Here is an 8,219-nt window from a genome sequence, read left to right as displayed (position 1 = left end):
CGGCTTGCGGTCGCCCTGGGCGACGTCCACCGGCAGCATGACCAGCGCGGTCGTACCGCCGGAGTCGGACGGGCGCAGCTGGATGCGGATGCCGTGCCGCTGCGAGAGCCGGCCGACCACGAACAGACCCATGCGGCGGGACACCGACACGTCCACGGTGGGCGGCGAGGCGAGCCGCTCGTTGATCGCCGCGAGGTCCTCGGGGGACAGGCCGATACCGGTGTCGTGGATCTCGATCAGGACGCGGCCGTCGGGCAGCGCGTGACCGGTGACCTTGACCTTGGTCTGCGGCGAGGAGAACGAGGTCGCGTTCTCCAGCAGCTCGGCGAGCAGGTGCACGAGGTCGTTGACGACCCGGCCGGCGACCTGCGTGGTGGGCACGGCGGCCAGCTCGATGCGCTCGTACTGCTCCACCTCGGACGCGGCGGCACGCAGCACGTCGACCAGCGGGACCGGGCGGGTCCAGCGACGGCCGGGCTCCTCACCGGCGAGCACGAGGAGGTTCTCGCCGTTACGGCGCATGCGGGTGGCGAGGTGGTCCAGCTTGAACAGCGAGGACAGCTGGTCCGGGTCGGCCTCGCGGGACTCCAGCTCGGAGATCAGCGACAGCTGGCGCTGGATCAGACCCTGGGAGCGGCGCGAGAGGTTGGTGAACATCGCGTTGACGTTGCCCCGCAGCAGGGCCTGCTCGGCGGCGAGGCGGACCGCCTCGCGGTGCACGTCGTCGAAGGCCGCGGCCACCTGGCCGATCTCGTCCCGGGAGTGCACACCGACCGACTCCACGGAGGTGTCCACGTCCTGCGGGTCGGACTCGGAGAGCTGCTTGACCAGCTCGGGCAGGCGGTCCTGGGCGACCTTGGTCGCGGTCTCCTGCAGCCGGCGCAGCGAGCGGATCATGGAGCGGGCCACGACGAACGCGCCGACCAGCGAGACACCGAGCACGAGCAGGATCAGCGCACCGGAGATGATGGCGTCACGCTGGGTGGCGCTCTTCAGCTCGCGGGCCTTCTGCTCCATCTCCTCCAGGAGCGTGTGCTCGATCTTCTTCATCTGCTCGATCTTGGTCGAGCTGTCGTCCACCCAGTCCTTGTAGGAGCGCGAGGGCAGCTGCTGGAGGCCGTCGGGGGACTCGAAGGAGCGCTTGGCGTAGGTGTCGGCCGCCTCGATCGTCGGGTTGCCCTCGTCGATCGGCTTCAGCAGCTCCTCGGCGTTCTGGTCGGCGTAGATCTTCCGGAAGATCGCCAGCTCGGAGTTCTCGCTCTCGTAGGCCGACTGGCCGTAGAGGCGGTCGTTCTCGGAGAGGTCGCCCTTGGTGGCGGGGGTCGCCGGCAGCGCGGCGGCGATCATGGCGCGCTGTACGGAGGCGTACTCCTTGGCAGTGGAGAAGGCCGCCAGGGCGCGGGTACGGGAGATCATCTCCGGGTTGCTGGACGCCTCGGCCATGTCCTGGGAGAGGCCGATCAGCTGGGTGATGAGCCGGTGGTACGACTCGACCGTCTGGGAGGCGTTCTGCTTCGACCCGTACGCCTTCTGGCGGATCTTGGCCAGGTCGTCCAGCTGGTTGGCGAGGCCGACGAGCGCGTCGCGCACGCCCTGGAGCTTGCCGTCCTTGCTCGCCGCGTCGATCTTCTCGGAGTCGTCCAGGAAGTCGTCGCGGGCCCGGTCGGTCTTCTGCTGGTAGGCCTTGATCTGGTAGTCGCTCGAGTTCAGACCGCCGCGCGCCAGCGGGCCGGCGGACTGGTCGCGCTCCTCCTGGAGCGCCGCGGCCAGCTCGGTGGCCTGCTTGGTCATCTCCGTCAGCAGCTTCATGTTGTCGAGCTGCTGGATGTCGTTGAGGTTCTCGTTGATGCGCAGGGCGCCCAGCGAGGTGGCCGCCACCACGGGGAGCGCGAGCAGCGAGACCAGGCGGGTGGAGATGCGCCAGTTGCGCAGGTGCAGCCGGGAACCGGAGCCGACGGAGCCGCCCGGGGCGGGCTTCACGGTCGGCGTGGGGGCGCCGGAGGGAGCGGTCTTCGCGGGGGCCGAGAGGGCGGGGGCGCCGGGGCGTCCGCCGCCGTCCTTGGCCGGGGCCGGGTTCGGACCCTGGGCGTGCTGGGGCGTCGAACCGCGGTCGGTCCCGCCGTGCGGCTCCGGCTCCGCCGAAGCGCTGCCATCCCTCTTGAAACGTCCCTGCACTAGCGTCGCAACCTCTGGACCAGGCGCCCCTCCGCGTGAACGGAGGGACACGGTGTCGGCGTTGTGGGGAGCGCCCTGAATACGCCCCCCGGGTGGTCTTGAGTGACCGGCGCTGGCTTCCCCCTGTCTCGCCGCCACTCGGCGCTGTGTCGCGCCCCCTGTGCGCCGGCTCGATCCCGCGGCGGTCCGTGGAATTCCAGCACAGTGCAGGATCTCCAACAAGGGCGGCGGGCCGAGCTGTGACCTCCGTGACAACCTGTGAGTGGTGGGTTACCAGCCGTGGAGTCATATTCGGTCGAAAACGGGCATAGTTCGGCGAGTCGCCGGTCGGTGCCAGGTGTCCCAGTCGACATGATCAGGAGCGGAATGGTGGCTTCAGGGCGCCAATGTCCGTTTCATTAGGACCGGTTGACGGCCGGAATTGACCGGTTTGCCCACGAGTTGGTGAGCAAACTCACACGCTTCCCGGGGACAGTTGGCGACTTCGTCGGGGAATCGGATGTTTAGCCTGACGCTTTACAGGACGGGCGACTCTGCCAACCCACTCCACCAGAGGGCACAGGACGACAACGGTGAAGACGACGATGATGTTCCGCAAGATAGCCAACCCGCGACGCACGACCCTGGCGCACCTGAAGGACGCCGGCGAGCTGCACACGCCCGAGCTGCCGGAGCACCCCGTCGACCTCCCCGCCCAGACCGCCAACCCCCGGCGCACCGTCCTCATGGACGTGCCGGTGGGCTCGGGAGCCCCGGCGGGCGAGTGACCGACGGCTTCACCGGGCGCGGCCGGAGGGATCACACGACGATCCCTCCGGCCGCGCTCGTATGTACGCCAGCGGGCGCCCGTACGCCTGAATAAGGGCGCGGCCCGGCCCCCACAGCCCGGTGACCCGCCTCTGACCTGCGGCGACACCCCCAGCAGCGGTGAGCGTCCTATAGCTCCGATAACCTGGGGCGTCAATACGCCGGTTCTCAGTGAGGGGCGCGAGCATCCCGTGCGCATCGCCAGGTTCTCCATCGACGGGAACGTAGCCTTCGGCGCGGTCGAGGGCGACAAGCAGGACGAACTCGTCCTCGACATCATCAAGGGCATCCCGTTCGCGGACGTCGAGCTGTCCGGGACGAAGGTGCCGCTCAGCAAGGTCAGGCTGCTCCCGCCGGTGCTCCCCAACAAGGTCGTGGCATTCGGCCGCAACTACGCCGAGCACGCCCACGAGCTGGACAACGAGGTGCCCGAGGAGCCGTTCGCCTTCTTCAAGCCGTCCACCTCGGTGATCGGCCCCGGCGACGAGATCCGGTACCCGTCGTTCACCCGGGAACTGCACCACGAGGCCGAGCTGGCCGTCGTCATCGGCCGCATGTGCCGCGAGGTCCCGCGCGACCGCGTCAAGGACGTCATCCTCGGCTACACCTGCGCCATCGACGTCACCGCCCGTGACGTGCAGCGACGCGAGAAGCAGTGGGCCCGGGCCAAGGGCTTCGACAGCTCCTGCCCGCTCGGTCCCTGGGTGGAGACGGACCTGGACCTCGCCCGCGCGAACGACCTGACCATCCAGCTCACCGTCAACGGCGAACAGCGCCAGCTGGGCCGCACGAGCGAGATGATCCACCCGATCGAGGACCTGGTCGTCAACATCTCGGAGGCCATGACGCTGCTCCCCGGCGACGTCATCCTGACCGGAACCCCCGCGGGGGTCGGCCCCCTGAACGTCGGCGACGAGGTCGCCGTCACCATCGAAGGCATCGGCACTCTCACCAACAAGGTTGTCAAGCGTGGCTAGCGCACCCGTACGCGTCCGTTTCTGCCCCTCGCCCACCGGTAACCCGCACGTGGGCCTGGTGCGCACCGCCCTGTTCAACTGGGCCTTCGCCCGTCACCACCAGGGCACCCTGGTCTTCCGCATCGAGGACACCGACGCGGCCCGCGACTCCGAGGAGTCCTACAACCAGCTCCTCGACGCGATGCGCTGGCTCGGCTTCGACTGGGACGAGGGCCCCGAGGTCGGCGGCCCGCACGCGCCGTACCGCCAGTCGCAGCGGATGGACATCTACCAGGACGTCGCCCGCAAGCTCCTGGACGGCGGCCACGCCTACCACTGCTACTGCTCCCAGGAGGAGCTGGACACCCGCCGCGAGGCCGCCCGCGCCGCGGGGAAGCCCTCCGGCTACGACGGTCACTGCCGGGACCTGAGCGCCGAGCAGGTCGAGCAGTTCAAGGCGCAGGGCCGCGAGCCCATCGTCCGCTTCCGGATGCCGGACGAGACGATCACGTTCACCGACCTGGTCCGCGGCGAGCTGACCTTCACCCCGGAGAACGTGCCCGACTACGGCATCGTCCGCGCCAACGGCGCCCCGCTGTACACGCTGGTCAACCCGGTCGACGACGCGCTGATGGAGATCACCCACGTGCTGCGCGGCGAGGACCTGCTGTCCTCCACCCCGCGCCAGATCGCGCTGTACAAGGCGCTGATCGAGCTGGGCATCGCCAAGCGCGTCCCGGAGTTCGGCCACCTGCCGTACGTGATGGGCGAGGGCAACAAGAAGCTGTCCAAGCGCGACCCGCAGTCGTCGCTGAACCTCTACCGCGAGCAGGGCTTCCTGCCCGAGGGCCTGCTCAACTACCTCTCCCTGCTGGGCTGGTCGCTCTCCGCGGACCAGGACATCTTCACGATCGAGGAGATGGTCCGGGCCTTCGACATCGCCGATGTGAACCCCAACCCGGCCCGCTTCGACCTGAAGAAGTGCGAGGCGATCAACGGCGACCACATCCGCATGCTGGATGTGAAGGAGTTCACCGAGCGCTGCCGGCCGTGGCTGAGGGCCCCGTTCGCGCCGTGGGCGCCGGAGGACTTCGACGAGGCCAAGTGGCAGGCGGTCGCCCCGCACGCCCAGACCCGCCTGAAGGTCCTGTCGGAGATCACCGCCAACGTCGACTTCCTGTTCCTGCCGGAGCCGGCTGAGGACGAGGCGTCGTGGGCCAAGGCGATGAAGGAGGGCTCCGACGCGCTCCTGCGCACCGCCCGGGAGAAGCTCGAGGCGGCGGACTGGACGTCGGCGGAGTCCCTGAAGGAGGCCGTCCTGGCCGCCGGCGAGGCGCACGGCCTCAAGCTCGGCAAGGCCCAGGCCCCGGTCCGGGTGGCCGTCACCGGCCGCACCGTCGGCCTGCCCCTCTTCGAGTCCCTGGAGATCCTGGGCAAGGAGAAGACGCTGGCCAGGATCGACGCGGCCCTGGCCAGGCTCGCCGCGTAACGGCACCGCGCACGCCCGAGGGGCGGCACCCGGACCTTCCGGGCGCCGCCCCTCACGCGTACGCCCCTGTCACCGTCCGCCGCCACTCGACGACCGGCCGGATCGTCCGTTTCCCGGAACGGGCCGGAGCCCGGCGGTACCGTCGGCCGTATGACGATCAGAGCCGTCGTCTGGGACGTGGACGACACCCTCTTCGACTACACGAGCGCGGACCAGGAGGGCATGCGGGCCCATCTGCTGGCCGAGGGGCTGCTCGAGGCGTTCGGCGGCGTGGAGCGGGCCCTGCCGCGCTGGCGGGAGATCACCGACGCCCAGTGGGCCCGGTTCTCCGCCGGCGAGGTGGACTTCGTCACACAGCGTCGCGACCGCACCCGCGTCTTCCTGGGCCGGGACCTGGCCGACGCCGAGGCCGACGCCTGGTTCGAGCGCTATCTGGCCCACTACGAGGCCGCCTGGCGCCTGTTCCCGGACGTCCTGCCCGCCCTGGACGCCCTCGCGGCCGGCTACCGGCACGCGGTGCTCTCCAACTCCAGCCTCACCGTCCAGGAGCACAAGCTGCGCACCCTCGGCCTCCTCGACCGCTTCGAAACCGTCCTGTGCGCCGCCGAGCTGGGCGTCTCCAAGCCGGACGCCGGCGCCTTCCACGCGGCCTGCGAGGCGCTGGGGCTGCCCCCGCACGAGGTGGCCTACGTCGGCGACCACCCGGAGATCGACGGCCGGGGCGCCGCCGAGGCCGGGCTGCTGTCCGTGTGGATCGACCGGGGAACCGCCCTCGTACGGCCCGCCGGACAGCCCGTCGCGCACCGGATCCCGACCCTCGCCGAACTCCCCGCGGTCGTCCGCGCCGATACCCGTTTTGGAGCCCCGTCCACCTTCGGGTAATGTTCTTTCTGCGCCGAGGGGCGCGGGCCGAAAGGCCGAAGCCCCGAGGAGCAAGCTAGAACGAGAACCCCCCACAGGGGCTTGAGTTCCAGTGGCCTATGGTGTAATTGGCAGCACGACTGATTCTGGTTCAGTTAGTCTTGGTTCGAGTCCAGGTAGGCCAGCTCGCAGAGCTTATCTGCAAAGCCCCCGTTGTGTAGCGGCCTAGCACGCTGCCCTCTCAAGGCAGTAGCGCCGGTTCGAATCCGGTCGGGGGTACTGATCTCGATCTTGTCGGGATCGCTAGGGCCCCCGTTGTGTAGCGGCCTAGCACGCCGCCCTCTCAAGGCGGTAGCGCCGGTTCGAATCCGGTCGGGGGTACTGACTGGTCTAAACCATCATTGGTCTATGGTGTAATTGGCAGCACGACTGATTCTGGTTCAGTTAGTCTTGGTTCGAGTCCAGGTAGACCAGCTCGGATCTGCGGAAACGCAAGATCCTCGCCCCCGTTGTGTAGCGGCCTAGCACGCCGCCCTCTCAAGGCGGTAGCGCCGGTTCGAATCCGGTCGGGGGTACGCACAGGGAAGGCCCTCCACCTCGGTGGGGGGCCTTCGCCGCATCTCCGGCCGCCGACTCACCCGAAGCCGTACCGCCGGGCCGTCTCCTCCTCCTGGGCCAGCCGGTGCAGGGCCTGGAGCAGCGGCTCCTTGAGGATCGCCCCGAGGACCGCGGACTCGATCCGCTCCGCCTCCGAGGGCTCGGCCTCCAGGTTGTCCAGGTCCAGGACGGCCGTGCGGTGCATCAACTCGGCGTACGGCGCGAGCCGTTCCGCCCCCCAGTCGTAGCCGAGACGGTGGAACGCGGCCACCGCCACCACCAGCGAGCGGTAGGCGGGGGAGATGGTCGCGAGCAGCTTGGCGTTCTGCCAGCCCAGCCGGTCCAGGAGTGCGGCGACCTCCCGGTGCGCGGCCCGGACGTACTCGTCGTCCTCCTCCGGCTCCGGCACCTGCGGCAGCGCCCACAGGGCCGCGCCCAGCCGGATGGAGCGGCCCAGGGAGTCGTCGTCCACGTGCCTCAGCACCTCGCGCACGGTCGACACCGGCAGCCGGCCCACCTGGATCATCGCCCGCACCAGGCGCAGCCGGCGCAGGTGCTCCTCGCCGTACTCGGCCGTCGTGGCGTTGATCTGGCGGCCGGGCGGCAACAGCCCTTCGCGCAGGTAGTACTTGATCGTCGCGGTGGACACACCGCTGTGTCTGCTCAGCTCGGCAAGCCGCATTCCCTTGCGCTCCTCCTTGGATAGCAGCACTATCTAAACACTGGGCATTGGATAGCTCTGCTCACCAATGAGGGGGAAGTCATGGTGTCGCGTACCACCGCCGACGCGCGGGGCGAGGTCGTCGTCCTGCTGATCGGGATGCGCGTCAACCGGTTCCTGGCCGTGCGGACGTGGCTGCCGGTGATGCTGGGGATGTTCCGCATGCTGCGGGAACTGGAGAAGGACTCCGCACGCGGCCTGCTGGCCAAGGTCCTGCTGACGGCGTCGCCGCGGACGTACTACGTCGTGCAGTACTGGGAGTCGAAGGAGAAGCTGTACGCCTACGCGACGGCCCCGGACGCCTTCCACCACAAGGCGTGGGCACGGCTCAACCGCCTGGAGCGGGCCGGGAGGCTGCGGGGGCGGGTGGGGATCTGGCACGAGACGTACATCGTGCCGGAGGGGTCCTACGAGGCGGTCTACGGTGACATGCCGGCGTTCGGGCTGGCCGCCGCGCACGGCCAGGTTCCGCTGGAGAAGCGGGGCCGTTACGCCAGGGACCGGTTGGCCTACCGGTCGGGCGCCCAGGCGTCCGGGGGGCGGGAGGCGACCCCCTGAGTCAAAGGGGGCGCCCCGCCTCGGGAAGGAGCCGCCGCGGCGTCGGGGCGCATCG

At 69.6% G+C, this 8,219-nt stretch carries 7 protein-coding genes and 5 tRNA genes; 10 read left to right on the top strand and 2 right to left on the bottom strand.

The window, feature by feature from the left end:
• Positions 1–2,175 (bottom strand): nitrate- and nitrite sensing domain-containing protein (locus H5J33_RS15725; RefSeq protein ID WP_181795529.1); only part of this gene is annotated, 2,175 nt, incomplete at its 3' end.
• Positions 2,176–2,747: 572 nt separating this feature from the next.
• On the opposite strand from H5J33_RS15725, the gene H5J33_RS15720 reads away from it, so the two are divergent.
• The 9 genes from H5J33_RS15720 (at position 2,748) to H5J33_RS15680 (ending at position 6,863) form a co-directional block, all read left to right on the top strand.
• Positions 2,748–2,942: a hypothetical protein gene (locus H5J33_RS15720; RefSeq protein WP_030785253.1), complete on the top strand. Its 195-nt coding sequence runs from the start codon at positions 2,748–2,750 to the stop codon at positions 2,940–2,942.
• 231 nt (positions 2,943–3,173) lie between these two features.
• Positions 3,174–3,959 (top strand): fumarylacetoacetate hydrolase family protein, encoded by a 786-nt coding sequence (locus H5J33_RS15715; protein ID WP_181795528.1) that lies wholly within the window; start codon positions 3,174–3,176, stop codon positions 3,957–3,959.
• On the top strand, positions 3,952–5,427 hold the full coding sequence (gltX, locus tag H5J33_RS15710) for a glutamate--tRNA ligase (RefSeq protein ID WP_399552836.1): 1,476 nt from the start codon (positions 3,952–3,954) through the stop codon (positions 5,425–5,427). Before H5J33_RS15715 ends, gltX begins: the two co-directional genes overlap by 8 nt.
• Positions 5,428–5,577: 150 nt before the next feature.
• Positions 5,578–6,309, top strand: a complete 732-nt coding sequence (locus tag H5J33_RS15705; RefSeq protein ID WP_181795526.1) for an HAD family hydrolase — start codon at positions 5,578–5,580, stop codon at positions 6,307–6,309.
• A 92-nt stretch (positions 6,310–6,401) separates the two neighbouring features.
• Positions 6,402–6,473, top strand: a tRNA-Gln gene (locus H5J33_RS15700).
• A 21-nt stretch (positions 6,474–6,494) separates the two neighbouring features.
• A tRNA-Glu gene (locus H5J33_RS15695) sits at positions 6,495–6,567 on the top strand.
• A gap of 29 nt (positions 6,568–6,596) precedes the next feature.
• Positions 6,597–6,669 (top strand) — tRNA-Glu (locus H5J33_RS15690).
• A 21-nt stretch (positions 6,670–6,690) separates the two neighbouring features.
• Positions 6,691–6,762 (top strand) — tRNA-Gln (locus tag H5J33_RS15685).
• Positions 6,763–6,790: 28 nt separating this feature from the next.
• Positions 6,791–6,863, top strand: a tRNA-Glu gene (locus H5J33_RS15680).
• Positions 6,864–6,922: 59 nt separating this feature from the next.
• Here H5J33_RS15680 and H5J33_RS15675 read toward each other — a convergent pair.
• Entirely contained in the window at positions 6,923–7,567 is a 645-nt protein-coding gene (locus tag H5J33_RS15675) for a MerR family transcriptional regulator (RefSeq protein WP_181795530.1), read from the bottom strand.
• A gap of 81 nt (positions 7,568–7,648) precedes the next feature.
• Between H5J33_RS15675 and H5J33_RS15670 the strand changes: the two genes are divergently transcribed.
• Entirely contained in the window at positions 7,649–8,164 is a 516-nt protein-coding gene (locus tag H5J33_RS15670) for a DUF4188 domain-containing protein (RefSeq protein WP_181795525.1), read from the top strand.
• Positions 8,165–8,219: the final 55 nt, after the last annotated feature.

The organism is Streptomyces sp. WELS2 (assembly GCF_013870595.1).
In the GTDB taxonomy this organism is placed as follows: Bacteria; Actinomycetota; Actinomycetes; order Streptomycetales; family Streptomycetaceae; genus Streptomyces.
This window is presented reverse-complemented; position numbering and strand designations above follow the sequence as displayed.